Annotated in this window: 22 protein-coding genes; 11 read left to right on the top strand and 11 right to left on the bottom strand. The window is 72.5% G+C overall.

What is annotated here, in order from left to right; translation table 11 throughout:
- Nucleotides 1-415 precede the first annotated feature (415 nt).
- The 5 genes from ACEPPI_RS32470 to ACEPPI_RS32450 all read right to left on the bottom strand — a co-directional run bounded on the left by ACEPPI_RS32470 (nt 416) and on the right by ACEPPI_RS32450 (nt 5,664).
- Nucleotides 416-1,816: an FtsW/RodA/SpoVE family cell cycle protein gene (locus ACEPPI_RS32470; RefSeq protein ID WP_373918838.1), complete on the bottom strand. Its 1,401-nt coding sequence runs from the start codon at nt 1,814-1,816 to the stop codon at nt 416-418.
- Nucleotides 1,804-3,027, bottom strand: a complete 1,224-nt coding sequence (locus tag ACEPPI_RS32465) for an LCP family protein (protein ID WP_373918837.1) — start codon at nt 3,025-3,027, stop codon at nt 1,804-1,806. The genes ACEPPI_RS32470 and ACEPPI_RS32465 overlap by 13 nt, the downstream gene beginning before the upstream one ends.
- 134 nt (nt 3,028-3,161) lie before the next feature.
- Complete coding sequence (locus ACEPPI_RS32460) at nt 3,162-4,529, bottom strand: sensor histidine kinase (protein ID WP_373918836.1); 1,368 nt, start codon at nt 4,527-4,529, stop codon at nt 3,162-3,164.
- Nucleotides 4,522-5,202 (bottom strand): response regulator transcription factor, encoded by a 681-nt coding sequence (locus tag ACEPPI_RS32455; RefSeq protein ID WP_373918835.1) that lies wholly within the window; start codon nt 5,200-5,202, stop codon nt 4,522-4,524. Before ACEPPI_RS32455 ends, ACEPPI_RS32460 begins: the two co-directional genes overlap by 8 nt.
- Nucleotides 5,203-5,229: 27 nt before the next feature.
- Nucleotides 5,230-5,664 (bottom strand): DUF6234 family protein, encoded by a 435-nt coding sequence (locus ACEPPI_RS32450; RefSeq protein WP_373918834.1) that lies wholly within the window; start codon nt 5,662-5,664, stop codon nt 5,230-5,232.
- Nucleotides 5,665-5,965: 301 nt separating this feature from the next.
- Here ACEPPI_RS32450 and groES point away from each other — a divergent pair, with 301 nt between their 5' ends.
- Entirely contained in the window at nt 5,966-6,274 is a 309-nt protein-coding gene (gene groES, locus ACEPPI_RS32445) for a co-chaperone GroES (RefSeq protein ID WP_283455899.1), read from the top strand.
- Between the two features lie 136 nt (nt 6,275-6,410).
- On the top strand, nt 6,411-8,033 hold the full coding sequence (groL, locus tag ACEPPI_RS32440) for a chaperonin GroEL (protein WP_373918833.1): 1,623 nt from the start codon (nt 6,411-6,413) through the stop codon (nt 8,031-8,033).
- Between the two features lie 233 nt (nt 8,034-8,266).
- Here groL and ACEPPI_RS32435 read toward each other — a convergent pair whose 3' ends face one another.
- Both ACEPPI_RS32435 and ACEPPI_RS32430 read right to left on the bottom strand, forming a co-directional pair.
- Complete coding sequence (locus ACEPPI_RS32435; protein WP_373918832.1) at nt 8,267-8,965, bottom strand: ester cyclase; 699 nt, start codon at nt 8,963-8,965, stop codon at nt 8,267-8,269.
- A gap of 84 nt (nt 8,966-9,049) precedes the next feature.
- On the bottom strand, nt 9,050-9,823 hold the full coding sequence (locus tag ACEPPI_RS32430) for an SDR family NAD(P)-dependent oxidoreductase (protein ID WP_371677093.1): 774 nt from the start codon (nt 9,821-9,823) through the stop codon (nt 9,050-9,052).
- A gap of 161 nt (nt 9,824-9,984) precedes the next feature.
- On the opposite strand from ACEPPI_RS32430, the gene ACEPPI_RS32425 reads away from it, so the two are divergent.
- Nucleotides 9,985-10,887, top strand: coding sequence for a LysR family transcriptional regulator (locus ACEPPI_RS32425; RefSeq protein ID WP_373918831.1), 903 nt, complete (start codon nt 9,985-9,987; stop codon nt 10,885-10,887).
- 84 nt (nt 10,888-10,971) lie between these two features.
- Here the strand turns inward: ACEPPI_RS32425 and ACEPPI_RS32420 are convergent, their stop codons facing one another.
- A complete protein-coding gene (locus tag ACEPPI_RS32420) occupies nt 10,972-11,298 on the bottom strand; it encodes a WhiB family transcriptional regulator (RefSeq protein WP_030230767.1) in 327 nt (108 codons plus the stop codon).
- 379 nt (nt 11,299-11,677) lie between these two features.
- On the opposite strand from ACEPPI_RS32420, the gene ACEPPI_RS32415 reads away from it, so the two are divergent.
- From ACEPPI_RS32415 to ACEPPI_RS32400, 4 genes are all read left to right on the top strand, one after another.
- Nucleotides 11,678-12,289, top strand: a complete 612-nt coding sequence (locus ACEPPI_RS32415) for a response regulator transcription factor (protein WP_003948568.1) — start codon at nt 11,678-11,680, stop codon at nt 12,287-12,289.
- Between the two features lie 390 nt (nt 12,290-12,679).
- Nucleotides 12,680-13,309 (top strand): sigma-70 family RNA polymerase sigma factor, encoded by a 630-nt coding sequence (locus ACEPPI_RS32410; RefSeq protein ID WP_373918830.1) that lies wholly within the window; start codon nt 12,680-12,682, stop codon nt 13,307-13,309.
- 137 nt (nt 13,310-13,446) lie between these two features.
- Complete coding sequence (gene guaB, locus ACEPPI_RS32405; protein ID WP_373918829.1) at nt 13,447-14,955, top strand: IMP dehydrogenase; 1,509 nt, start codon at nt 13,447-13,449, stop codon at nt 14,953-14,955.
- A 148-nt stretch (nt 14,956-15,103) separates the two neighbouring features.
- Nucleotides 15,104-16,228, top strand: a complete 1,125-nt coding sequence (locus ACEPPI_RS32400) for a GuaB3 family IMP dehydrogenase-related protein (protein ID WP_285535322.1) — start codon at nt 15,104-15,106, stop codon at nt 16,226-16,228.
- A 33-nt stretch (nt 16,229-16,261) separates the two neighbouring features.
- On the opposite strand, the gene ACEPPI_RS32395 is transcribed toward ACEPPI_RS32400, so the two are convergent.
- Complete coding sequence (locus tag ACEPPI_RS32395) at nt 16,262-16,888, bottom strand: TetR/AcrR family transcriptional regulator (protein WP_373918828.1); 627 nt, start codon at nt 16,886-16,888, stop codon at nt 16,262-16,264.
- Nucleotides 16,889-16,972: 84 nt separating this feature from the next.
- Here ACEPPI_RS32395 and ACEPPI_RS32390 point away from each other — a divergent pair, with 84 nt between their 5' ends.
- A complete protein-coding gene (locus ACEPPI_RS32390; RefSeq protein ID WP_373918827.1) occupies nt 16,973-17,404 on the top strand; it encodes a DUF4345 domain-containing protein in 432 nt (143 codons plus the stop codon).
- Here the strand turns inward: ACEPPI_RS32390 and ACEPPI_RS32385 are convergent.
- A complete protein-coding gene (locus ACEPPI_RS32385; protein WP_373918826.1) occupies nt 17,401-17,868 on the bottom strand; it encodes a hypothetical protein in 468 nt (155 codons plus the stop codon). The genes ACEPPI_RS32390 and ACEPPI_RS32385 overlap by 4 nt on opposite strands.
- 127 nt (nt 17,869-17,995) lie before the next feature.
- Nucleotides 17,996-19,225 carry a nucleotide sugar dehydrogenase gene (locus tag ACEPPI_RS32380; protein WP_373918825.1) on the bottom strand — a complete coding sequence of 410 codons (1,230 nt, stop codon included), beginning with the start codon at nt 19,223-19,225 and terminating at the stop codon, nt 17,996-17,998.
- 275 nt (nt 19,226-19,500) lie between these two features.
- On the opposite strand from ACEPPI_RS32380, the gene ACEPPI_RS32375 reads away from it, so the two are divergent.
- The 3 genes from ACEPPI_RS32375 to ACEPPI_RS32365 form a co-directional block, all read left to right on the top strand.
- Nucleotides 19,501-21,207, top strand: coding sequence for a glycerol-3-phosphate dehydrogenase/oxidase (locus ACEPPI_RS32375; protein WP_373918824.1), 1,707 nt, complete (start codon nt 19,501-19,503; stop codon nt 21,205-21,207).
- A 150-nt stretch (nt 21,208-21,357) separates the two neighbouring features.
- Nucleotides 21,358-24,027, top strand: coding sequence for a protein kinase (locus tag ACEPPI_RS32370; protein ID WP_373918823.1), 2,670 nt, complete (start codon nt 21,358-21,360; stop codon nt 24,025-24,027).
- Nucleotides 24,028-24,145: 118 nt separating this feature from the next.
- On the top strand, nt 24,146-25,560 hold a 1,415-nt coding region (locus ACEPPI_RS32365), incomplete at its 3' end, for a protein kinase (protein ID WP_373918822.1).

Genomic DNA, 25,560 nt, shown 5'->3' with positions numbered 1-25,560 from the left:
CAGGCTCGGCTTCCTCCACCGGACAGGAACCGCGGCCTACTCCCTCACCCCTCCACCAGCAACCCGCTCGACAACCCCCAACACCGCTTAACTACGCGGCATTGCATCGCGAAGCGACGCGACCGAAGGGAGCGCCCTTGACGGGCCGGCCCGACGCGGAAGGACAGTGAGACTGGCGGGAAGCCCCCGGCTCTGCTCTGATCCGGGCCGGCCGGGGTCCCGCCGCCCCGGGACCCCGGCCGGGTCCCTGCTCCGCCGGGGTGAGGGGGGCAGCTGGTTGCCGCTCGCCCTTGTGGTCCCGCCGTCTGCGCGACGGCGAAGTGCCACCGCCCCGCGCCCGGGAGGCGGGTGGGCAGGCGCCGGGGCGGTGGAGGGGGTGAGGGGGGAAAGCGGGCCCGCCCCGCGACCCCGCCCCTCACCGCCCCGCCACCACCACCGGGGTGATCGTCGTTTCCGCCGGGCCGAGGGCGTCCGCCTCGCGTTGGCGTTCCGCGCTGTCGCTGATGCGGAGGAGGAGGGCGATCATGATCCAGTTGGCCAGGAGGGAGGAGCCGCCCTTCGCCAGGAAGGGCAGGGCCTTGCCCGTCAGGGGGATCAGCCCCGTGACGCCGCCCGCCACCACGAAGACCTGGAGCGCCAGCGCCGAGGCCAGGCCGACCGCCAGCAGCTTGCCGAACGGGTCCCGCGCGGCCAGAGCCATCCGCAGGCCCCGCTGCACGAGGAGGGCGTAGAGGATCAGGACGGCCATGACCCCGGCCAGGCCCAGTTCCTCGCCGACCGTCGTCAGGATGAAGTCGCTGCGGCCCGCGAACTTGATCAGCTCGGGGTGGCCCATCCCCAGGCCGGTGCCCGAGATGCCGCCGGTGCCGAAGCTGAACAGCGCCTGCGCCGACTGGTCGGAGGTGACGCCCGGCGGGCGGTCCTTCCAGTAGTAGGAGAGCGGGTTGAGCCACGCCGCCACGCGGGCCTTCACGTGCGGCTCGGTCGCCCCCACCGCGAAGGCGCCCACCGCCGCCATGAACAGACCGCACACGATCCAGCTGGTGCGCTCGGTGGCCACGTAGAGCATCACCACGAAGACGCCGAAGAAGATCAGCGAGGTGCCCAGGTCGCGCTCGAAGACGAGGACGAGCATGGACAGGACCCACACCGTGACGATCGGGCCGAGCTGCCGCATCGGGGGCAGTCGCATGCCCAGGAACTTCCGGCCCGTCAGGGCCAGGGAATCCCGGTGGATGACCAGGTAGCCCGCGAAGAAGATCGCGATCATGATCTTCACGAACTCGCCGGGCTGGAGCGAGAAGCCGAAGAGGATGATCCAGCGTTTCGCGCCGTACGTGTCCGCGCCGAAGAACGCCGGTGCGATCAGCAGTACCAGTGCGACGGCCATCGTGATGTAGATGAACCGCTGGAGCAGCCGGTGGTCGCGCAGCAGCGCCACCACCAGGATGCAGGTGGCGACCCCGACCACCGTCCACATCAGCTGGCCCGGCGCGTTCGCGTCGGAGCCGTACCGCTCGATGTACCCCTGGTCGAGGCGGTGGATCAGCACCAGGCCGAGCCCGGTCAGCAGCATGGCGAGCGGGAAGATCAGCGGGTCGGCGTACGGCGCGAACCGGCGGATGCCCAGGTGTCCCACCAGGGAGAGCAGCGTCAGGCTGATGACGAAGCCGACGAGCTGTTGCGGCAGCTCCCCGTTCATCGCCAGTCCGGCGCTCACGTGGCCGAAGACGGCGATGCCGATGACGAGGAGCAGGAGCAGTGCCTCGGTGCGGCGGCGCGCACCCGACACCGTCTGGGGCCTCAGTCCACGCACGGTATGCCGCCGCCGTCGATGGTGTCGGGCTGTTCCCCGGGGGAAGGGGGTGCCGGCGGTGATGCATCGGAAGAGGAGGAGGGTGAGGGCGGGGAAGAGGGTGAGGAGGCGGCGCCCGGTGCATGCGGGGTCGCAGTGGCCTGGGGACCGATCTGCTCTGCAATGAGGCGCTTTATCTTCATATCATCTACGACGTTGATGTCCTCCCCATGGTTCCTTCCGAACCCCTCCACGGGGAGTGTCGTAAATTGCACTTTTCCCCCGGACAGGTTCTTCGCCTGCTTCACGAAGGCCAGCAGATCCCAGCCCGCGTCCGTCACGACGTCCTGTTTCGCGGTATCGATCAGCTTGATCAGCTTCGCCGGGTCCGTGAAGGTTCCGGCCGAGTTCAGCTTCTGCGTCGCGCCCGCCAGGAACGCCTGCTGCCGCTTCGTCCGGTCCAGGTCGCCCATCTCCAGCCCGTGCCGCTGCCGTACGAAGGCCAGGGACTCCTTGCCGTTGAGGGTCTGGCGGCCCGCCGGGAAGTCGGCGCCCGAGTACTTGTCCTTCACCGGCTTCTTCAGGCACACCGGTACGCCGCCCAGCGCGTCGGCCAGGTGGTAGAAACCGGCCAGGTTCAGCTCGGCGAAGTGGTCGACCGGGACGCCCAGGAAGCTGCGCACCGTGTCGATCTGGGCCCGGCGGCCCGCCTCGCGCCCCTCCTGCTCCAGCTTCCGCCGGTCGTTCACCCCCTGCGCCGACAGCTGGTCCTCCTTCGCGGCCTTCGCCAGCCCGTACGCCTTCTTGATCTTGTCCTTCCCGTGGCCGGGCACGCCGGAGATGTCCACGAAGTCGTCCCGCGGTATCGAGAAGGCCTTCGCCCGGCCGCCGTCCCCCGGCACGTGCAGCAGGATCATGGTGTTGGCGTTGTAGCCGCCGATGTCGGAACTGCCCGCGTGCAGCTGGTCGAGGACCGCCTCGGGCAGGGGGTCGCCGTTCTGGTCGCGGCGGCTGTCCAGGCCTATGAGCAGGATGTTCACGTCCCCGTGCGCCGATTTCTCGGCACCCTCCAGCGCCTTGGAGCTGCCGATGCTCGACGCGAGGTCCCGGTAGAGGTACCAGGCCGTGCCGCCCGCCATCACCGTCAGCGCGCAGCCCGTGATCAGCAGCGTGCGCCCGATCCGCCGGGGCCGGGGCCGGCGGCGGCTGGTCTTCCTTCGATGCGCGCTCATGGCTGTCGATGCTGATGCAGGGCCGCTGAAGGAATCCTGAGCGCCCGCCCCGGCACTCCGTCCCGGCACTCCGTCCCGGCATCCCGCCCCGGCATCCCGCCCCGCCCCGGGCGTGCCGCGCCCGGCAGCGGTTTTCAGCCGGGGCGCCGCGTGGGCACGCGCAGCTCCAGCCGGGCGCCCCTGGCCCCCTCCCGGGCCGGCAGCGCGCGGACGTCGCCTCCGTGGGCCCGCGCGATCTCCCGGGCGATGGCCAGGCCCAGCCCGGTCCCGCCGCCGGCCCGCCCCCGGTCCGCGTCGAGGCGTACGAACCGCTCGAAGACCCGGTCCCGGTCCGCCTCCGGAATGCCCGGACCGTCGTCCGTGACCTCCAGCACCGCCCAGCCGTCCTCGGCGACGGCCCGGACCAGGACCCCGGAGCGGGCGTACCGCAGGGCGTTGTCCACCAGGTTGGCCAGGGCCCGCTCCAGCCGCGCCGGATCCCCGTACGCCGGTACGGGCGCGGGCGTGGTCAGCCGCACCGGCACCCGGGGCGCGGGCCGCCGGGCCGCGTCCTCGGCGGCGAGCAGCGCGAGGTCGACGGGCTCGGGGCGCGGCGCGGGTCCGCCGTCGAGGCGGGCCAGCAGCAGCAGGTCGGCGGCGATCCGCTGGAGCCGTTCGGTGTCGGCCAGCGCGGCGGCCACCGACTCCCGGTCGGGACGCGGCCGGGCGAGGGCGACTTCCAGCCGGGCGCGGACGGCGGCCAGGGGGTTGCGCAGCTCGTGCGAGGCGTCGGCGGTGAACTGGCGCTGGCGGGCGTCGGAGCGTTCCAGCCGGTCGAGGGTGTCGTTGACGGTCCGGGCCAGCCGGGCGATCTCGTCGGCGCCGCCCGGGTCGGGGACGCGCCGGTCCAGCTCGCTGGCGGTGACGGCGGCGAGTTCCGTACGGATCGCGGTGACGGGCCGTAGCGCCTGCCCGGTGACCCACCAGGCCAGGGCCGCCGCGAAGGCGATCAGCGGGGGCGCGCCGGCGAGCAGCCCGAGGGCGATGGCGCGGGTGGCGTCGTCGACGTCGCTGAGCACGGTCATCGCGTAGACGGTGTAGGGGGTGTGCGGACCGCCGCCGGTGCCGGGGGCCTGGACGACGACGGCCACCCGCCGTTCCGCGCCGGGGCTCGCGGGGGCGAGCACGACGGAGCGGGAGTCCTGGCCCGGCGCGGGGCGCAGGGCGGCGAGGCCGGGGACGTCCTGCGGGCCCCCGCTGGTGGCGACCGTCCGCCCGGCCGCGTCCCGTACGAGGACCAGGTCCACGCCGCTCTCCGGCGCGGGCAGCCGCCCGCCGGGCGGGCGGCTGCGGGTGTCGAGCTGGGCGGCGACCTTGCGCGCGGCGAGCTCGGTGCGGCCGGTGGTGTTGTCGAGGAGGTTGGCGCGCATGAGGGTGTACAGCCACAGTCCGCCGCCGGCCAGGACGGCTGCCATCGCGAGGGCGGCTCCCAGGGCGGCCCGCGCGCGGACGCTGCTAACCACCGTCGGGGGCCATCCGGTAGCCGGTGCCGTGGACGGTGAGGATGGAGCGGCGGCCGAAGGGGGCGTCGATCTTCTTGCGCAGGGAGGAGACGTAGACCTCGACGATGTTCGGGTCGATGTCGTGGGGGGCGTCCCAGACCTCGTCGAGGATGTCCTGTTTGGCGACGGCCCGGCCGGGGCGTTCCATCAGGCAGGCGAGGACGCCGAGCTCGCGCGCGGTGAGTTCGATGTCGTGCGCGCCGCGGCGGCAGCGGCGGTCCTGCGGGTCGAGGACCAGGTCTCCGGCGCGCAGCACGGTGGGTTCGGGGGCGGCGGCGCGGCGGGCGAGGGCGCGCAGCCGGGCGCCGAGGACGACGAAGGAGAAGGGTTTGGTGAGGTAGTCGTCGGCGCCCGCGTCGAGGCCCTCGGCCTCGTCGTGCTCGCCGTCCTTGGCGGTCAGCATCAGGACGGGGGTGGGGACGCCGTGGGCGCGCATCCGGGCGCAGATCTCGGCGCCGCCGAGGCCGGGGAGCATCAGGTCCAGGAGCACGGCGTCGTACGGGCCGCCGGTGAGGGCCAGTTCCAGGCCCCGGTGGCCGTCGTGGGCGACCTCCACGCGGTGGCCGTCGGCGGACAGGCCCTGGCGGAGGGACTCGGCCAGGTTCTCTTCGTCTTCGACCACGAGGATGCGCACGGCTTCCACTCTCACACACCGGCCGCGTCAACCGGCCGGACACTCGTGGTCGTCGCCGCCGCTGAAACACTGGCCGTACGTGCCCCGGTACGGGGACGCGGGCGCGGACGGATCGGACCGCAGCCGGTCGCGGGACTGGTAGGCCACGCCCGCGGTGCCCGCGAGCAGGGCCGCGCACACCAGTGCCTGGACGCATCCGGTGACGGGCGCGCGGCGGCGGAAGGCGCGGCCCGAGACGACCCCGGCGGCCACGGCGGCCAGGACGAGTCCGCCGAGCAGCAGGACCAGGACCGTACTGTCGTCGCCCCCGGTGCCCTGGGCGTCCCAGGTGGCGACGACCGCCAGGTAGAGGCCGACGGCGATGGCCGCGGCCTCCAGCAGGGTCAGCAGCAGGGCGGTCGTGATGTCCGCGGCCCAGTCGGATCCGGTGCGTGCGCGTTCGCCGTGCGTCGGTCTCGTCATGGGGGCAGTCTCGTCCGCGGGCCGGTGCCGCCGCCTGAGTACGGATACCCAGGCGTACCCACGGGTACGTCGTACGTGCCTTCGGGTTCTCGGCCAAGGGGCGGCCGGATGACGACGCCGCGCGAGCTGGATTGGCACTCCGCTTGACCGAGTGCTAATCGCCGGAATAGTCTCGCGTCTGGCACTCGCCCCTGGTGAGTGCCAACACAGCGACAGGCAGATCCGGCACCCGCGACGACGGATCGACCTGGTCGCCACCTCAGACAGTTAACCCCGGATCTCCGAAGGGGGAGGTCGGATCGTGACGACCACCAGCTCCAAGGTTGCCATCAAGCCGCTTGAGGACCGCATCGTGGTCCAGCCGCTCGACGCCGAGCAGACCACGGCCTCCGGCCTGGTCATCCCGGACACCGCGAAGGAGAAGCCCCAGGAGGGCGTCGTCCTTGCCGTGGGCCCGGGCCGCTTCGAGGACGGCCAGCGTCTCCCGCTGGACGTCAGCGTCGGCGACGTCGTCCTGTACTCCAAGTACGGCGGCACCGAAGTGAAGTACAACGGCGAGGAGTACCTCGTCCTCTCGGCCCGCGACGTGCTCGCGATCGTCGAGAAGTAATTCGCTTCACCAGTTTTGCCTTGAGCTACGCCCCTGGTCACCCCTGCTGATGCCGGGCGGCGAGGGGCGTAGTTCGTTCTAGCCAGGCGGTCGCGGTGAGCGGCCGGGGATCGCAACGAGAGGGCTGACCGCTCCCATGCCGAAGATTCTTAAGTTTGACGAGGACGCCCGTCGCGCCCTTGAGCGCGGTGTCAACAAGCTTGCCGACACGGTCAAGGTGACGATCGGCCCCAAGGGCCGCAACGTCGTCATCGACAAGAAGTTCGGCGCCCCCACCATCACCAACGACGGTGTCACCATCGCCCGCGAGGTCGAGCTGGACGACCCGTACGAGAACCTGGGCGCCCAGCTCGTGAAGGAGGTGGCGACCAAGACCAACGACATCGCGGGTGACGGCACCACCACCGCCACCGTGCTGGCCCAGGCGCTGGTCCGCGAGGGTCTGCGCAACGTCGCCGCCGGCGCCTCCCCGGCCGCCCTGAAGAAGGGCATCGACGCCGCGGTCAAGGCCGTGTCCGAGGAGCTCCTCGCGACCGCCCGCCCGATCGAGGACAAGTCCGACATCGCCGCCGTGGCCGCGCTCTCCGCGCAGGACCAGCAGGTCGGCGAGCTCATCGCCGAGGCGATGGACAAGGTCGGCAAGGACGGTGTCATCACCGTCGAGGAGTCCAACGCCTTCGGCCTGGAGCTGGAGTTCACCGAGGGCATGGCCTTCGACAAGGGCTACCTCTCCCCGTACATGGTGACCGACCAGGAGCGTATGGAGGCCGTCCTCGACGACCCGTACATCCTGATCAACCAGGGCAAGGTCTCCTCGATCCAGGACCTCCTGCCGCTGCTGGAGAAGGTCATCCAGGCCGGCGGCTCCCGCCCGCTGCTGATCATCGCCGAGGACGTCGAGGGCGAGGCGCTCTCCACCCTCGTCGTCAACAAGATCCGCGGCACCTTCAACGCGGTCGCCGTCAAGGCCCCCGGCTTCGGCGACCGCCGCAAGGCGATGCTGCAGGACATGGCCACCCTCACCGGTGCCACCGTCATCGCCGAGGAGGTCGGCCTCAAGCTCGACCAGGCCGGTCTGGACGTCCTCGGTTCCGCGCGCCGCGTGACCATCTCCAAGGACGACACGACCATCGTCGACGGTGGCGGCAACTCCGCTGACGTCGCGGGCCGCGTCAACCAGATCAAGGCCGAGATCGAGTCCACGGACTCCGACTGGGACCGCGAGAAGCTGCAGGAGCGCCTGGCGAAGCTCGCCGGCGGCGTCTGCGTCATCAAGGTCGGCGCCGCCACCGAGGTGGAGCTCAAGGAGAAGAAGCACCGCCTTGAGGACGCCATCTCGGCGACCCGTGCCGCGGTCGAGGAGGGCATCGTCTCCGGCGGTGGCTCCGCGCTCGTCCACGCCGTCAAGATCCTCGAAGGGAACCTCGGCCTGACCGGCGACGAGGGCACCGGCGTCTCCGTCGTGCGCCGCGCCGCGGTCGAGCCGCTGCGCTGGATCGCCGAGAACGCCGGCCTGGAGGGTTACGTCATCACCTCCAAGGTCGCCGAGCTCGACAAGGGCCAGGGCTTCAACGCCGCCACCGGCGAGTACGGCGACCTGGTCAAGGCCGGCGTCATCGACCCGGTCAAGGTCACCCGCTCCGCGCTGGAGAACGCCGCGTCCATCGCCTCCCTGCTGCTCACGACCGAGACCCTGGTCGTCGAGAAGCCGGCCGAGGAAGAGGCCGACGCCGGCCACGGTCACGGTCACAGCCACTGAGGCTGACGCCGTCTGACGCGTGAGAAGGCCCTGGTCACCGCTGCCGAGCGGGGGTGACCAGGGCCTCTTGCGTTTCCGTGCCGTCGACGCCTCCCGCGCCTCCCGCGCCTCCCGCGCCTCCCGCGCCTCCCGCGCCTCCCGCGCCTCCCGCGCCTCCCGCGCCTCCCGCGCATCGGGGCATCCGAACGCCGGAACGTCCGGGCATCCGAACGTCCGCGCATCCGGGTGTCCGGTCAGCCGGGCATCATGCCCAGCTGCCGCATCAGACCGGGGGCGTCGTAGTACCACCAGTCCTCCGCGATCTGGCCGTTCTCGATCCGGCAGGTCATGCATCCCGACATGCTGACTTCCTTGCCGGTCGGCGCGACCCCCATGAACTCGCCCTTGTGGGTGCCCTTCCAGTTCCACAGCGTGGTGACGCAGTCCCCTTCGGCGACCTGGCGCGTCTTGTCGAACGTGAAGTCGAACGCGTCCCGCCACATGCCGATGGTCCGCCGCATCCCGTCCCGGCCGTTGCCGCGGCCCTCCGTGTCCATCATGTCGTGCGTGACGTAGCCGGCCGCGACGCACTCCTCGATGACGTCGAAGTCGCCCTTCACGGCGATCTCGTCGAAGACCCGGTTCGCGACCAGCTTGTTGAGGTACTCGTCCCGGACGACGTCGAGGTTCATGAACTTCGGCATTCCCTCGCAGAGAGCCACCATCTCCTGGAACATCCGGTCGGTCTCCGGGAGGTGAGAGTTCCTCATGGCCTCCTCGTAGGAGGGGAATTCGACGAGGTCCACGTAGTGCGTCTGCGCGTCGCGGTCCCGGCCGATCATGGTGTGGGTGACCGTGCGCCTGCCGCTGGTCTGTTCCGCGTAGCGGTCGATGAGCGCGTTCATCTCGTCGAACCGCTTCGTCTCGTAATCGATCACCTGTACGAATGTCATCGCGTCGCCTCCTGCGGTGGATGGGACACGTCCAGTTTAGGGAAATTCAACCCACTTGGTACGCTTACCTGTGAGTCACACCGGTTACTGGGGGCCGTACTTGCGCCCGGTGCGGGAGGACACGCCGCCCAGGATCCCGCGCGGCGTCAGCTTCACCACTCCCATCAGCGCCTTGTACCGCGGGTCGGGGATCGACACGGTCTTGCCGCGCGCCAGGTCCGCCAGGGCCGCCGCCACCAGCTTGTCGGCGTCCAGCCACAGCCAGCCCGGGATGTTGTCCGTCCCCATGCCCGCCCGCTGGTGGAACTCGGTCCGCACGAACCCCGGGCACAGGGCCATCAGCCGCACGCCCGAACCCGCGAGGTCCCGTGCCGCCCCCTGGGTGAACTGCACGACCCACGCCTTGCTCGCGCCGTAGGTGCCGCGCGGTACGAAGGCCGCCACCGAGGCCACGTTCACCACCCCGCCGCGCCCGCGCGAGCGCATCGACCCGGTCGCCGCCGAGGTCAGCCGCAGCACCGCCTCGACGTGCACCTTGATCATGGCCAGCTCGTCGGCCATCGAGACGTCGAGGTAGCGGCCCTTGTTGCCGAACCCGGCGTTGTTGACCAGCAGGTCCACGGGGTGCGTACGGTCCCCCAGACGGGTCTCGACCGCCGCGATGCCCCGCTCCGTGGAGAGGTCCGCGGTCAGCACCTCCGCCTCGATGCCGTGCCGGTCGTGCAGCTCGGTGGCCTGCTCGGCCAGCCGCTTGGTGTCGCGGGCCACCAGTACGAGGTTGTGCCCCTGGGTGGCCAGCCGGCGGGCGAAGGCGGCGCCGATGCCCGCCGTGGATCCCGTAATCAACGCAGTCGTCATGTGCGCAACCTAGCCGCCCCGTACGGCCTGGGCGCCTGTGCGGGCGGGTGCGTGCACACTCGTGATCTTCCGGCTCCGCGGTGTCACCGGAAGCGGCCCCGAGCTCAAAGGGTCAGGCCGGACAATGGCGCCACGGTCAAAGTCGGGCTTATGCTCGAACCGTGATTGAGGCACGCCATCTCCGGGTCCTGCGCGCTGTCGCCGGGACCGGGTCCTTCTCCGCCGCCGCCCGCGAGCTCGGCTGCACCCAGCCCGCCGTCTCCCAGCAGATGAAGGCCCTCGAACAGTCGGCCGGCACCCCGCTGCTGATCCGCACGGGCCGCGAGATGCGGCTGACCCAGGCCGGCGAGGCCCTGGTGCGCCACGCGGCCGGGATCCTGGCCGGGCTGACCGCGGCCGAGGAGGAGGTCGCGGCCATCGCCGGGCTGCGCGCCGGGCGGGTCCGGCTCGTCTCCTTCCCGAGCGGGAGCTCCACCCTGGTGCCGACCGCGCTCGCGGCCATGCGCGCCGCGCACCCCGGCACCCGCATCTCGCTGGTCGAGGCGGAGCCGCCGCGGTCGGTGGAGATGCTGCGCGAGGGCGACTGCGACCTGGCCCTGGCCTTCCGCTACGGGGGCGGGACGGCGGGGGCGGCGGCCGAGTGGGAGGACCTGGTGGTCACACCGCTGCTCACCGACCGGCTCGTCGGGCTGGTTCCCGAGGGGCACCGGCTGGCCGGCGCCGAGCGGGTGGGCATGGCGGAGCTGGCCGAGGAGCCCTGGATCGCGGGCTGTCCGCGCTGCCGCCGCCATCTGGTGGAGGTGTGCGAGGGCGCGGGCTTCACCCCGCGCATCGACTTCGCCACCGACGACTACCCCGCCGTGGTCGGGCTGGTCGGGGCGGGGCTCGGGGTCGCGGTGCTGCCGGAGCTGGCGGTGGAGTCCGTACGGGCCAAGGGCGTGAGCACCCTGGCCGTGGAGCCGGCGGTGGAGCGGGAGGTCGTGGCGCTGACGCTGCCCGACCTGGCGCGCGTACCCGCGGTGGCGGCGACCCTGGGTGAACTGGTGCGGGCCGCCGCGCGCTGACCCCCGCCCCGTCCGGCGCTGCGCCGGGGAGGGCGGGAGGTCAGCCGAAACGTTCCTTCGGTGGTCTCTGCCGCCGCTCGGCGGTCAGTGGGGGGCGATGGGGCCGATCGTGCTCGACGCGGGGATCAGGCGGTGCCGCGCGCGGCCCATCAGCTCCTCGCGTTCGTCCTCGGTGAGGCCGCCCCACACCCCGTAGGGCTCGCGGACGGCCAGTGCGTGCGCGGCGCATTCCGAACGCACCGGGCATCTCATGCAGACCTCTTTAGCCGAGGCCTCGCGCGCACTCCTGGCCGCGCCCCGCTCGCCCTCCGGGTGGAAGAACAGGGAGCTGTCGACCCCGCGGCAGGCAGCCAGCAGCTGCCAGTCCCAGAGGTCGGCGTTCGGTCCGGGGAGGCGGGAGAAATCTGCCATGGGTAGTCCCTCTTGGTGCCGGTACTGAGGCGGATAGGTCCATGTCTCCACACCTACTGTCGTAGTAGATGTAAATATGACTCATTGGGAATCTAGCCTCAGACACATGCCAAACGGAAGGAAAGCCGCCAAATAGGGCATAGCTCCAGATGGAGGACAGCTCGCTCGTGGCTCCGGCGTCGTGATCGCGTCCTCACGTAGAGTGCCGAAGGTGTCCGTCCGACCCGTAACTCTTTCGAGTGACCATCGTTGAGAGAGCGAGTGCGGTTGAACCGAGAAGTTCCCGGACAGGTGTCCGAGAGCGTCGATCGCACAGGTGACGATACGTACCAGCCTGGAGGCTCAAGGTGACGCGCATCAGCAGCTGCGGAGGGCGGTCATGACTTCCGTCCTCGTCTGCGACGACTCCCCGCTTGCCCGAGAGGCGCTCCGTCGCGCGGTTGCCACCGTGCCCGGCGTCGAGCGTGTGACGACGGCTGCCAACGGCGAGGAAGTCCTCCGCCGCTGGGGTGCCGACCGTTCCGACCTGATTCTGATGGATGTACGGATGCCGGGGCTGGGCGGTGTCGAGACGGTCCGCCGGCTCCTGTCCGCCGACCCGGGCGCCCGCATCATCATGCTGACGGTCGCCGAGGACCTGGACGGGGTGGCCCTCGCGGTCGCCGCCGGTGCCCGCGGCTACCTGCACAAGGACGCCTCGCGCGCCGAACTGCGGGCCACGGTCACCCAGGCTCTCGCCGACCCGACCTGGCGACTGGCTCCGCGCCGGCTGCGCTCGGCCGAGATGGGCGCCGCGCCCACGCTCACCGCGCGCGAGATCCAGGTGCTGGAGGGCATGAGCCACGGCCGTTCCAACGCGGAGATCGGGCGCGAGCTCTTCCTCTCCGAGGACACGGTCAAGACCCACGCCCGCAGGCTGTTCAAGAAGCTCGGCGCCTCGGACCGGGCGCACGCCGTGGCGCTCGGCTTCCGCTGGGGTCTCGTCCGCTGACCTGCGGGATCCCCGGCCGGCCGTCCCGAGCGGTCCCGTCCGCCGTCGGCGGACGGGGCGGCACGCGCCCCGGCACCCGCGGGGAGGCGCCCGCCGCCCCGTCGGCGGCGCCGCGCGGACACCGCCGTACGTTGCGTCGTACCCGGTGGCCCGCCGGGGATTGGCAGTGCACAATCCGGGGGACGTGTCGCTTCGGGCGCGATGCCGCATCCTTGGTGGTGTGCCGCATTCTTGGAGAAGTCGAGTCCCCGGGTCCCCGGGGGCGACGATTCGGGCCGAGCGGAGGGGAGGGCGCACATGATGGGTTCCGGCGCACCCGCTCATAACGCTTCGATGCACAACACGGACCGCGGTGCCGCGAATGCTCCGGCGCCAAGGCACCATGGATTGATGCGCGACGACGAGGCCCCGGGATCCCCCGCGGCCACAGCACCCACCGGCGCCGCCAAGGGCGGCGGAGCCGGGGCCGTCAGCGCGCTCGTACGCCGTGCGGTGGAGGGCGACGAGCAGGCCACGCACGATCTGCTCGCCTTCGTGCACCCCCTGGCCATCCGCTACTGCCGCACCCGGCTCTCGCGGCTCCCCGGTGACGCCCGTCACTTCGTGGAGGACCTGGCGCAGGAGGTCTGTGTCGCCGTCCTGATGGCGCTGCCGCGTTACCGGGACACCGGCCGGCCCTTCGAGGCCTTCGTCTTCGCCATCGCCGCGCACAAGGTCGCCGACCTGCAGCGGGCCGCCATGCGGCACCCGGGGAGCACGGCCGTGCCGTCCGACGAGATGCCGGAACGGCCCGACGACTCGCTGGGCCCCGAGGAGCGGGCGCTGCTCAGCAGTGACGCGGCCTGGGCCAAGAAGCTGCTGGCCAATCTGCCGGAGAACCAGCGCGAGCTGCTGGTGCTGCGGGTGGCCGTCGGCCTGACCGCGGAGGAGACCGGCCAGATGCTCGGGATGTCCCCGGGTGCGGTGCGGGTCGCGCAGCACCGGGCGCTGAGCCGCCTGCGGGCGCTCGCGGAACAGTGACGGGCCGCGCGGTCCCGCCGTGCGATCCCTCGTAGGAAACGACGAATCTTCTGCTTGACCTTGGTCGTGGAATGAGACGCGTCGGGATCCCGTTAGCATGGACATCCGCGCTGAGCAAGACCATTTGGGAAGGTGTCATGACCGACAGCGGTTCGACCGGAGTACCCGACAAGTTCGCCACGCTCGGACTGACCTACGACGACGTGCTGCTGCTGCCGGGCGCGTCGGACATGGCGCCTGACGCGATCGACACCTCCTCCCTCATCTCGCGCAACGTCCGAGTGAACGTTCCGCTGCTGTCCGCCGCCATGGACAAGGTCACCGAGGCCCGCATGGCCATCGCGATGGCCCGTCAGGGCGGCGTCGGCGTGCTGCACCGCAACCTCTCCATCGCCGACCAGGCCAACCAGGTCGACCTGGTCAAGCGCTCCGAGTCCGGCATGGTCACCGACCCGATCACGGTGCACCCGGACGCGACGCTGCGCGAGGCCGACGAGCTGTGCGCGAAGTTCCGCATCTCCGGCGTCCCGGTGACCGACCCCGCCGGCAAGCTCCTCGGCATCGTCACCAACCGCGACATGGCCTTCGAGTCGGACCGCAGCCGCCAGGTGCGCGAGGTCATGACCCCGATGCCGCTGGTCACGGGCAAGGTCGGCATCTCCGGCGTGGACGCCATGGAGCTGCTGCGCCGCCACAAGATCGAGAAGCTTCCGCTGGTCGACGAGGCGGGCATCCTCAAGGGCCTGATCACGGTCAAGGACTTCGTCAAGGCCGAGAAGTACCCGAACGCCGCCAAGGACAAGGACGGCCGGCTGCTCGTCGGCGCGGCCGTCGGTGTCGCGGGCGACGCGTACGAGCGCGCCCAGGCGCTGATCGAGGCGGGCGCCGACTTCATCGTCGTCGACACCGCCCACGGCCACTCCCGCCTGGTCGGCGACATGGTCGCCAAGATCAAGTCGAACGCCGGCGTGGACGTCATCGGCGGCAACGTCGCCACCCGCGACGGCGCGCAGGCGCTGATCGACGCCGGCTGCGACGGCATCAAGGTCGGCGTCGGCCCCGGTTCCATCTGCACCACCCGCGTCGTCGCCGGCATCGGCGTCCCGCAGGTCACCGCGATCTACGAGGCCTCGCTGGCCGCCAAGGCCGCGGGCGTCCCGGTCATCGGCGACGGCGGCCTGCAGTACTCCGGCGACATCGCCAAGGCCCTGGTCGCGGGCGCCGACACGGTGATGCTCGGCTCGCTGCTCGCGGGCTGCGAGGAGTCCCCGGGCGAGCTGCTCTTCATCAACGGCAAGCAGTTCAAGTCGTACCGCGGCATGGGCTCGCTCGGCGCGATGCAGTCCCGCGGGGAGCAGAAGTCCTTCTCCAAGGACCGCTACTTCCAGGAGGGCGTCGGCGGTGACGACAAGCTGATCCCCGAGGGCATCGAGGGCCAGGTCCCCTACCGCGGCCCGCTCTCCGCGGTCGTGCACCAGCTCGTCGGGGGCCTGCGCCAGTCGATGTTCTACGTCGGCGGCCGCACCGTTCCCGAGCTCCAGGACCGGGGCCGCTTCGTCCGGATCACCTCGGCGGGCCTCAAGGAGAGCCACCCGCACGACATCCAGATGACGGTCGAGGCGCCGAACTACAGCCGCAAGGGCTGAAGCGCGTGAGGTGAGGGGCGGACCCGGCAAGAGCGCCGGGTCCGCCCCTTCGCCGTGCGCGCGTACGTCCGTACAGCGGTCACCGAAACGCAAGGCTCCGCCCGTCGGGGATACTGGACGGGCAGACCCAGAGGAAAGGCCACCACACGTGACTGAGATCGAGATCGGGCGCGGCAAGCGCGGCCGCCGGGCGTACGCCTTCGACGACATCGCCATCGTCCCGAGCCGGCGTACGCGGGACCCGAAGGAGGTCTCGATCGCCTGGCAGATCGACGCGTACCGCTTCGAGCTTCCCTTCCTGGCCGCCCCCATGGACTCGGTGGTCTCCCCGCAGACCGCGATCCGCATCGGTGAGCTCGGCGGCCTCGGCGTGCTGAACCTCGAAGGTCTGTGGACCCGCTACGAGGACCCGCAGCCGCTGCTCGACGAGATCGCGGAGCTGGACGAGGAGACCGCGACCCGCCGTCTCCAGGAGATCTACTCCGCGCCGATCCAGGCGGACCTGATCCGTCAGCGGATCAAGGAGGTGCGCGACTCCGGCGTCGTCACCGCCGCGGCGCTCTCCCCGCAGCGCACGGCCGAGTTCTCCAAGGCCGTCGTCGACGCGGGCGTGGACATCTTCGTGATCCGCGGCACCACCGTGTCGGCGGAGCACGTCTCCGGCGCCGCCGAGCCGCTGAACCTCAAGCAGTTCATCTACGAGCTCGACGTCCCCGTCATCGTGGGCGGCTGCGCCACCTATACGGCCGCCCTGCACCTGATGCGCACCGGCGCGGCGGGCGTGCTGGTCGGCTTCGGCGGCGGCGCCGCGCACACCACCCGCAACGTGCTCGGCATCCAGGTCCCGATGGCCACCGCCGTCGCGGACGTGGCCGCGGCCCGCCGCGACTACATGGACGAGTCCGGCGGCCGCTACGTGCACGTCATCGCCGACGGCGGCGTGGGCTGGTCCGGCGACATCCCGAAGGCCGTCGCCTGCGGCGCCGACGCCGTGATGATGGGCTCCCCGCTGGCCCGTGCCACCGACGCGCCCGGCAAGGGCAACCACTGGGGCATGGAGGCCGTCCACGAGGACGTGCCGCGCGGCAAGAAGGTCGACCTCGGCACCGTGGGCACCACCGAGGAGATCCTCACCGGTCCCTCGCACACCCCCGACGGCTCGATGAACATCTTCGGCGCCCTGCGCCGTTCGATGGCCACCACCGGCTACAGCGAGCTCAAGGAGTTCCAGCGGGTCGAGGTCACGGTCGCGGACTCGCAGCACCGCCGCTGACCCGGTCCCGGGTCGCACCGTACGCACGCCGGATCAGTGCCCCGGTGCGGGGGCGCCGGCCGCCGCGGCCGGCAGCGGACGCAGTCCGGGGACGGTCGCGAGGGCGCCGGTGAGGGCTCCGACGCAGATGTCGGCCAGTGCGGTGCGGGAGTAGGCGCCGGCGAGGAGCCAGTCCACGCACAGCGCGCGGACGAAGACCAGCCAGCTCGTGACCACGGCCGAGACCATGGCGTACTGCTCCTCGGCCGGGGCGGTGACGGTCAGCAGGTGGGCGCGCAGGCCGGCCAGTTCGTCGTCGATGATCGCCTGCACCACCGGGTCGCCGGCGAGCGTGCGGTTGGCGGCGAGGACGGTGTTGCGGTTCGCGGCGAAGTAGTCGATGTGCGTGTCGAGTCCGGCCCGGAGCCAGGCGGAGGCGGGGACGTCCGGGTCGAGCGCGGTCGAGGACAGGAGGCGGTCCGAGGCCTCCCGGTAGACGGCGGCGAACAGCTCCCGCTTGCCGGGGAAGTAGCGGTAGAGCAGGGCGCGGGAGACCCCGGCCCGCTCGGCGACCTCCTCCATGAGGACGTCCTCGTACGGCTTCGCGGCGAAGAGGGCGGCTCCGACGGCGCGCAGCTGGGCGCGGCGGTCGTCGGGGGAGAGGCGTCGGCGCGTGGTCATCCGTCCAAGTTACTTGACGCGTGTCTACTACGCTCCTACGCTCCACCCCAAGTTGACGTGTGTCTACTAAGCGGGGGTGGGGTCGTGAGCAGGCACGGACTTCTGAAGGGGCTCGCCTGGGCCATGGGCGTGGCCTGCGTGGCGATCGGGCTCTACCACCTGGTGCTGGGCATCGTCTCGGTGCCCGGCACCGAGGGGGCGGGACCGGCGGCGGTGACCGTGGACAGCCGGGAGCGCTTCTACAACGCGATCTTCGTCGGGTTCGGGCTGGCCTGGATCGAGACCGCCCGCCGTACGCCGGTCCCGGCGCGTGCCGTCCGGTGGCTGTCGGCGGTCTTCCTGCTCGGCGGCGTGGGGCGGGTGCTGTCCGTGGCGGTCCACGGATGGCCGCACTGGTTCCAGATCCCGCTGGCGGCGCTGGAGCTCGGCCTGCCGCCGCTGTACTTCTGGCTGGCCGACGCGGACGAGCGGCGGGCCGCCGGAGCGGCCCGCGGCGACGGCGTCCGGACGGTCTAGGCGGCGGTCTTGCGGGAGATCTGGAACGCGGCGTACCCGCCGAGGGCGAGGAAGAGGAACGTCAGCGGGTTCGCTTCGGCCTTCCAGACCTCCAAGAGCGGGGAAGTGCCCTGGCCGAGGATGTCCAGGGCGCTGACCTGGAGCTCGTCGGCGTAGATCAGGACGATGCCGAACATCTGGCCGGCGAAGACGGCGGCCAGTGCGAGCAGCGCGGCGACGGCCGGCAGGGCGGGGCTGCGGCCGCCGGCCTTGCCCGCGGCGAAGCCGACCAGGGCGCCGACGCCCACGGCCGCGTAGCCGATCTGGTGATTCGTGCCGCCGATGATCCCGCCGTAGACCCCGGCGGCCACGACCGCCGCGACGACGGCGGCGAGAACGCCGATGCCGGGGCTGCTGTAGGCGGGCGCGGGAGCCGGGGCCTCGGTGTAGGACGAGGGCGCGGGCGGCTGGAAGTTCTGGCTCATCGGAAATCCCCCCCAGGGATCAGGAAGCACGCACGCACGTACGGTGGTCAGTCGTAAGTACGAGATAAGTGACGCCGCAGGCTAGCAGGGGGCGCCGACATCCGGCGGGGGAATTTCCGGTCGCGGATCAGAGGCGGTGGGCCGCCCCGGCCGGGCTGGCGCCCCGGGTGTCGAGGAGCAGCTGGGCCTTCACCGCGAGCCCCTGGAGGTCGTACGTGCGGTGGTGCTGGAGCAGGATCGTCAGGTCGGCGTTCGCGGCGGCCTCGTAGAGCGAATCGGCGCGCGGCACCGGCCGGTCGCGCACCCGCCAGCCCGCGACGTACGGGTCGTGGTAGCTGACCTGGGCCCCGAGGTCGAGCAGCCGGCTGGCGATCTCACGGGCCGGGGAGCCCTCCTGGTCGGCGAGGTCCTGCTTGTAGGTGACGCCGAGCAGCAGGACGCGGGCGCCGCGGGCGGATTTGCCGTGCTCGTTCAGCAGGGTGGCCGAGCGCTGGATGACGTACTGCGGCATCCGGTTGTTGATCTCCTGCGCCAGGCCGACCATGCGCAGCGGGTGCCCGGGGGTGCGGGTGGTGTGCGGGAGGTAGTTGGGGTCGAGGGGGACGCCGTGTCCGCCGACGCCCGGGCCCGGACGGAAGGCCTGGAACCCGTACGGCTTCGTCTCGGCGCACCGGACGACGTCCCAGAGGTCGACGCCGAGGTCGTGGCAGAGGACCGCCATCTCGTTCATGAGGGCGATGTTCACGTGCCGGTAGTTGGTCTCCAGGAGCTGGACCGTCTCGGCCTCGCGCAGGCCGCGGGCGCGCACCACCTTCTCGGTGAGGCGGGCGTAGAAGGCGTGCGCGGATTCGGTGCAGGCGGGGGTGAGGCCGCCGATGACCTTGGGGGTGTTGGCGATGCCGTGGGTGCGGTTGCCGGGGTCGTGGCGGGCGGGGGAGTAGGCCAGGTGGAAGTCGCGCCCGGCGCGCAGTCCGGAGCCGCTCTCCAGGATGGGGCGCAGGTAGTCCTCGGTGACGCCCGGGTGGACGGCGGATTCGAGGATCACCGTGGTGTGCGGGCGCAGCCGGGCGGCGAGCGCGCGGCCCGCCTCGCCGACGGCGGAGAGGTCCAGCGCCCGGTCGGCGCCGAGCTGGGTGGGGGCGCAGACGACGGCGGTGCGGACCCGGCCGAGGTCGGCGGGGTTGGTGGTGACCCGGAAGCCGGCCGCCGACATGCGGCGGATCTCGGCTGCGGTGAGGCTGCTGTCCGTGGCGGGGCCGCTGTCGTAGCCGATGGTCTCGATCCCGGCGGCGACGGCCGCCTGGGCGAGGGGGAGGCCGAGGTGGCCGAGTCCGATGACGGCGAGATCTGCGGGCATGGGGGGCCGTCCCTTCCCTTCCCTGGCATGAGGGGGCGGTGCGCGCGCGTCCCGGGGCGGGGGGTCCGGACGGGTCCGGAGGCCGCCGGGAGCTGGCGCAATGTCAGACTAGGCGTATATATGACAGATATGTCGCATTGTGGGGCGGTGGCTGCCGTTGTGTTGTCCACAGCCGGTGGCCGATGTCGGTGCGGCCGGTCAGAATCGTGAAACGGGAGATGTGAGCGGGATCACCCGCATCGAGCGGGTTCGGCCCGCACCAACGGGAGGCAGCCGTGAGGACAGCGACACTGGGGCCGGCGCAGCGGGCGGAGGCGCTCGCCCGGATGGCCGAGCGGGAACTGGACGTGCTGGTCGTCGGCGCGGGGGTGGTCGGTGCCGGAACGGCGCTGGACGCGGTCACCCGGGGCCTCTCGACGGGTCTGGTGGAGGCCCGGGACTGGGCGTCCGGCACGTCGAGCCGGTCGAGCAAGCTCATCCACGGCGGCCTCAGGTACCTGGAGATGCTCGACTTCGCGCTCGTACGGGAGGCGCTGAAGGAGCGCGGTCTGCTGCTGGAGCGCCTCGCCCCGCACCTGGTGAAGCCGGTGCCGTTCCTGTACCCGCTCCAGCACAAGGCCTGGGAGCGTTTCTACGCCGGTTCGGGCGTGGCCCTCTACGACGCCATGTCGTTCTCCAGCGGGCACGGGCGCGGCCTGCCCGCCCATCGGCACCTCTCGCGCCGCAGGGCGCTGCGGGTCGCGCCGGCCCTGCGCAAGGACGCGCTGGTGGGCGCCCTGCAGTACTACGACGCCCAGATGGACGACGCCCGCTACGTCGCGACCCTGGTGCGGACGGCCGCCGCGTACGGGGCGCACTGCGCCAACCGGGCGAGGGTGGTCGGCTTCCTGCGCGAGGGCGAACGGGTGGTGGGGGTCCGGGTCCGGGACGTGGAGGGCGGCGGGGAGTACGAGATCCGCGCCCAGCAGGTGGTCAACGCGACCGGGGTGTGGACCGACGACACCCAGGCGCTCATCGGGGAGCGCGGGCAGTTCCACGTGCGGGCGTCGAAGGGGATCCACCTGGTCGTCCCGAAGGACCGGATCCATTCGAGCACCGGGCTGATCCTGCGGACGGAGAAGTCGGTGCTGTTCGTCATTCCGTGGGGCCGCCACTGGATCGTGGGCACCACCGACACCGACTGGGATCTGGACAAGGCCCACCCGGCCGCTTCGAGCGCGGACATCGACTACCTGCTGCAGCACGTGAACTCGGTGCTGGCGGTGCCGCTGACCCGGGACGACGTCCAAGGGGTCTACGCGGGCCTGCGGCCGCTGCTGGCCGGGGAGTCGGACGCGACGAGCAAGCTCTCGCGCGAGCACACCGTGGCCCATCCGGTGCCGGGGCTGGTGGTGGTGGCCGGCGGCAAGTACACGACGTACCGGGTGATGGCCAAGGACGCGGTCGACGAGGCGGTGCACGGCCTCGACCGGCGGGTGGCGGAGTGCGTCACGGAGGACGTCCCCCTGGTGGGGGCCGAGGGGTACCGGGCCCTGTGGAACGCCCGCGCGGGGACGGCGGCGCGAACGGGGCTCCATGTGGTGCGGGTGGAACACCTGTTGAACCGGTACGGATCCCTGACGGAGGAGATCCTCGAACTGATCGCGGCCGACCCGTCGCTGGGCGAGGCGCTGACCGGGGCGGACGACTACCTGCGGGCCGAGGTCGTCTACGCCGCCTCGCACGAGGGGGCCCGGCACCTGGACGACGTCCTGACGCGCCGGACCCGGATCTCGATCGAGACCTTCGACCGGGGGACCCGATCGGCCCGCGAGTGCGCGGAATTGATGGCTCCGGTGCTGGGGTGGGACAAGCAGCAGATCGAGAAGGAGGTCGAACACTACGAGAAGAGGGTCCAGGCGGAGCGCGAATCCCAGCGCCAGCCGGACGACCAGACGGCGGACGCGGCGCGGCTGGGGGCGCCGGACATCGTTCCGTTGTAACTCCGCGACACGGCGGGGGGAACCGTCGGACCCGGGGCTTCCGTCCGATGCGGAGTGAGCAACAATGAGGTTTCTGCCGGGGTGGGTTACCGTGCCCCCCGGCGGCTGCCGGGGCAGCCGGGGCAGGCTGCACGAACGCAGAGGGGACGCATGTCGAAGCCGGAGCACACCGAATCGCCTGCGGCGGAGCTGGACGGTGACGCGGCGACCGCGTCCGGGGACGCCGGCGCCGGGGCCGTGAAGGTGCCGAAGGCGCGTTCCGCCGGCGGGAACTCCGCTGCCGGGAACTCCGTTGCCGCGAAGTCCGCCGTGGGGAAGCCCGCCGCGGGGAAGTCCGCAGCCGTCGCGGCGGACGGGCCCGGGGAGGCCGCGGATCCCGCCGACGGCGGGGCCGATCCGGCCGGGCGGGCCGCTTCCCGCGCGCCGGGCACCACCGCTGACGGAACGAAGTCCGCCGCGGACGACGCCCCCGCCGCTGACGACGCCCCCGCCGCTGACGACGCCTCCGCCGCGGCGGACGTCAAGGCCGGATCCGGCCCCGGTGGTGCGGCGGAGCCGGAGTCCGCTGCCGATGCCGAGCCGGCGGATGCCGAGGACGCTGCGAAGGCCTCCACCGTGAAGCCCTCCCTCGCGAAGTCCGGCTCCGGGGCGGCCGGCGCGAAGGCGGACGCCCCCGTCGGCGAGGAGCCCGCCGCCGACGCCGCCGATGCTTCCGACGACCGTGCGCAGTCCGCGAAGGCGGACGCGGAGCCCGTGGCCGCGAAGGGCGCTGCCCCCGGCGGGGCGAAGCCCGCGGGTCCGAAGGCCACCTCCGGCGCGGCCCCCGCCGACGGCACCGGCACGGGTGCTTCCGGAGCTGCGGGCAAGGCCGCTGACGAGGGCTCGGAGGCCGCCAAGGCCGACGACGGCAAGGACCGGGGGCGGCTGCTCGCGCGGCGGTACCGGCTCGGGGCCGTGCTCGGCAAGGGCGGCATGGGCACCGTGTGGCGGGCCGAGGACGAGGTCCTCGGACGCACCGTCGCCGTCAAGGAACTCCGCTTCAGCACCGGCGTGGACGAGGACGAGAAGCGCCGCCTCATCACCCGTACCCTCCGCGAGGCCAAGGCGATCGCGCGGATCCGCAGCGAGGGTGCCGTCACCGTCTTCGACGTCGTCGACGAGGACGGCCGCCCCTGGATCGTCATGGAGCTCGTCGAGGGTGCCTCCCTCGCCGAGTTCATCCGGGAGAACGGGCCCCTGACCCCGCGCCGCGCCGCCGAGGTCGGACTCGCGGTCCTCGACGTGCTCCGGGCCGCGCACGGCCAGGGCATCCTGCACCGCGACGTGAAGCCGTCCAACGTGCTCATCGCCGCGAGCGGCCGCGTCGTGCTCACCGACTTCGGCATCGCACAGGTCGAGGGCGACCCCTCGATCACCTCCACCGGCATGCTCGTCGGCGCCCCCTCCTACATCTCCCCCGAACGCGCCCGCGGCCAGAAGCCCGGCCCGCCCGCCGACATGTGGTCCCTCGGCGGACTCCTGTACGCGGCCGTGGAGGCCGTGCCCCCGTACGACAAGGGCTCCGCGCTCGCCACCCTCACCGCGGTGATGACCGAGCCGGTGGACCCGCCGAAGAACGCCGGTCCGCTGACCGAGATCATCTACGGGCTGCTGGTCAAGGACCCGGCCGGGCGGCTGGACGAAGACGCCGCCAGGGCGATGCTCACGGCGGTGCTCAACGCCCCCGACCCCGAGCCCGAGCCGGCGCCCGAGCCGGTCCCGGCGGTCGAGGAGACCCGGCCGATATCCCTCACCAAGGCGGACGCCGAGGCGGAGAAGGCCGCCGAGAAGGCGGCGAAGAAGGAACGCGAGCGGCGGGACCGCGAACAGCGCGAACGCACCCGCGCCGCGCTGAAGTCGGCCCGCAAGGCGGCCGCCGCCGCTGCCGCTGCCCCGCCGGCCAGGCCCGCACCGGTGAAGGCGCCGCTCACCGACGTGATGTCGCGCCGCACCATCGTCCTCGCGATAGCCGGCGTGGTCGTCGTCCTGGCCGTGCTCGGCACGCTGATCGGCTACCTCCTCAGCGGCGGAGACAAGGACTCCGGCCGCAAGAACGAGGGCAAGGGCGGGCCCACCCCCGTCGCGTCCGGGGCCAAGTCCCCGGGCGGCCAGGCCCCCGCCGCCCCGCCCGCGGCCTCCCCCGCCGCCTCGGCCGGTTCCTCCCCGTCCGCGGGCCCGAGCCCGGCCGCGTCCGGCGGCGCCCCGAGCGGCGACCCCGGCCAGGGGCAGTCCCAGGGGCAGTCCCAGGGACAGGGCCAGGACACCGGCCAGGTGCAGAGCAGCCAGGGGCAGGGCGCCGGCTCCGGCAACCCCGGCGGCGCCCTCCCGGCCGGGTTCAGCACGGTGACGGACCAGCGGTACCACTTCTCGATGGGGATGCCCGAGGGCTTCCACCAGACCGACACCGCGGGCCAGGACTCCGGTGCGATCTACAGCCGCGACGGCGGGTTCCCCCGCATCCAGGTCGACTACACCGACAGTCCGGGTTCCGACGCCCGCGCCGCCTGGCTGGAGATAGCCCCCGGCGTGGCCGGCAGCAGCAAGGGCTACCACCTCGTACGCCTGGAGACGGTGGACTACCGGGGCTATCCGACCGTCGCCGACTGGGAGTTCGAGCGGGAGCAGAAGGGGGTCAAGGTCCGGGTCCTCGACCGGGGCTTCCGGATGGACGCGAAGCACGGCTACGCGATCATGATCACCTGCGCCGCCGACCAGTGGGACGGCCCGGAATGCACCCAGCTGCGCAACACGGCGTTCCAGACCTTCCAGTCGTTGGGCTGACGGGCCGCGCAAGCCCGGGACGCGGGCGCCCCGGGCGACGTATCGTGTTGAGCGGGGCCACGGGGGACCCCTCGTCCGGCTGCCGCCGGGAGGTGCCCCCGCACTCGGGGGAGGCGATGTGGAGGAGTACGCGGGCCGGATCCTGGCCGAGCGCTACCGCCTGCCGCTGCCGCCCTCCGACGAGTACGAGCTGATACAGACCCGCGCCTTCGACACGCGCAGCGGCCAGGAAGTCCTCGTACACCAGGTGCCGTTGCCGGAGGTCGTCGATGCGGAGCTGCTCGACGGGACCCCTGCCCGGGCGGGAGAGGCCGGGGAACTCCCCGCGGTGCGCAGGGCGATCGCAGCCGCCCAGGCCGCCGCCTCCGTACCGGACCACCCCCGGCTCGACCAGGTCTTCGACGTGTTCGCGGAGGGCGAGTCGCTGTGGATAGTGAGCGAACTCGTCCCCGCCAGGACGCTCGCCGCGCTGATCGCCGATGAACCGCTGAGTCCCTACAGGGCGGCGGAAGTGGCCTCCGACGTACTGACCGCGCTGCGCGTGCTGCACGCGCACGGCTGGACGCACCGCAACATCACCGTCCGGACCGTGCTGATATGCGAGGACGGGCGGGTCGTCCTGACGGGTCTGGCGGCGGGCGCGGCCGAGGAGGCCCTGTGCGGGTACGACCCGGTCCCGGCGCCCGACCCGGAACCGGACGCCGGGGACGCCGGTAGCGGTACCGGATGGGGCGGAGCCCCGCCGCCCTTACCGCCCCCGCCGGCCCCCGGCCCCCCGCCCGCCGCGCCCCCGGCCGAGGAGCCGGTGTACGCGCCCCTCGTGGCGCCCGGGTACGACACCGGGCCGCGCTACTCCGACCACATCGTCCCGGAGCCCGCGCGGCCCCCGGAGGACCGGGCCGCCGCGGAAGCCAGTGCCCGGGCCGGAACCGTCGCGGCCTACCGGGCCGGGACCCGGGCCGCCGCCGCCAAGGTGGCGCGGGACCGCGGCGAGCGCGGGCCGGTGGTGGTTCCGCAACTGCCGCCGACCGGGGCCAACCTCCCGCAGGAGTACGCGTACCCGTACGGCGGTCCGGACACCGCCGCCCCGGCACCCTGGCACGGCGCCACCCCCCGCCGCCCCGCCGAACCGGAGCCGCAGCCGTCGGAGCCGGAGGAGCAGCCGTCGGAGCCGGAGGAGCAGCCCCGGCAGGGCCCGTACGGGGAGGGCCCGTACGGGGTGGAGCCGTACCGGCAGGGCCCGGACGTGGAGGGTCCGCAGGCGCAGGACCGGCAAGTGCAGGAGCCGTACCGGGCGGAGTCGGAGTCGGAGCCGTACGGGCCGCAGTCGGATCAGGAGCCGCAGCCGCAGCCGGAGTGGCCCGCGGGGCCCGGAGAGCGGGCCGGTACGCCGCCCGAGGCGGCCCGCTCCGCGCTGCCCGCCCGGCTCGCCCTCCCGCAGGGCTACCACCAGGCCGACGCCCTCGCCGCACCGCCCGCCGTCCCTGCCCCCGCCGCACCGCCCGACGCCCCCGGCCCGTCCCCGGCCGCCCC

The sequence above is a fragment of the Streptomyces sp. AB3(2024) genome, assembly GCF_041862025.1.
Lineage (GTDB): Bacteria > Actinomycetota > Actinomycetes > Streptomycetales > Streptomycetaceae > Streptomyces.
This window is presented reverse-complemented; position numbering and strand designations above follow the sequence as displayed.